This window comes from Sideroxyarcus sp. TK5 (genome assembly GCF_054601595.1).
Genome location: NZ_BAAHSJ010000030.1, coordinates 1 through 1,283, shown reverse-complemented (window position 1 = coordinate 1,283; position 1,283 = coordinate 1). Strand labels below are relative to the sequence as shown.

1 protein-coding gene is annotated in these 1,283 nt (G+C 51.8%); it reads right to left on the bottom strand.

The window, feature by feature from the left end:
* Positions 1-387 precede the first annotated feature (387 nt).
* Positions 388-1,283 (bottom strand): TolC family protein (locus ACYPYQ_RS13540; RefSeq protein ID WP_459724444.1); only part of this gene is annotated, 896 nt, incomplete at its 5' end.

Below are 1,283 nucleotides of genomic sequence, written 5' to 3'. Positions count from 1 at the left end.
ACAAAATGGAATTGTGAAGTTCCTGATTTGTTCAATACAAAATATCCAGACATGGGTTCTCCCTAGGCGTTAGTTTGTTTATTTGAAATCCATACTACTTATCAGGTTTTGAATTATGGCAAAGCTGGAATAAAAGTTAGCCTAGTAAAACTGATAGGTGGCGCCCTGTTGCGACCTTTTCAAAGATATATACCTATATATATACCCACCCATGATTTCTCTATATCTCGCCCATCTCATAATTAACTAAAACCCACTGGATTCAGGCTTTGGCAAGGAATATATATTCCCCATTATGAGAACAGATCATGAAAGCCTGACTCTTTATCGAGAAATATTGCACATAGCATCTGCACTCAATGCACCCTCCACCGATATAGCCAATCCCTATTTCACTCCTAACACTTCAGACTTTGTTTCCCCGTATAAAAACGACGTATCTATATCGGTAAGTTCTTCTCCCGTAAGCCGCCCGCAAGCTGCCTGAAGTCTGAGATCATTGAGCATGTTGTCATAACGTGCACGGCGCCAGTCGCGTTGTGCTGATAACAGTTGTTGCCGTGTTTGCAATACGTCTATGTCTGCCTTGATGCCGCGCAGGCGCGCAGTCTCGGCCCCCTTCACGGCCATCTCGGCGGACTGCGCCGCCAGCTTTGTGGCGGCTTCGCGCACTTTGCTTGCTCGCCAACCAAACCAAGCTTCTTTCACAGACATCCGGGCTTGACGGCGTGCCGCTTCCAGTTCCTGTATGGCCTTGTCCTGCATCGCCACGGCTTCTTTCACCTTGGCACCTTGCCCGCCGCCGACCGACAGTGGCATGTTGAACTGCAGACCAACACTGCCAACGTAGGAATCAAAGCCGCTTTGTCCGCCAGTCAGACCTGCGGCCTGCGAGGTCTTACCATAGGAGGCGACAAGATCGAGGGTGGGTTCGTAACCCGCCTGTTGCTTGCGGACTTCTTCATTGGAAGCTTCCAGCGCACGTTGTGCAGCCCGCACCAAGGGGTTGCCGGCTTCTGCCTGTGCCAGCCAGTGTTCCAGCGTCTCGCTTCCCATCTGCGGGGTCGCTTGGTTGTCCACCAATTGCGGGGGATCGAAGGAAACCGGCCCAATGATCTGTTCCAGGGCGCCCTGCCGAATCGCCATCTCACTCTCTGCGACAGCCAGTTCCGCGCTGGCCATTGCTTGCTGCGCGCGAGCATCCTCCAATTCTGTTGTCGACAGGATGCCTTTCTCATGAGAGCGTAGCGCCTGTTCGAATAGTTGCTGCATGACTCTCACTT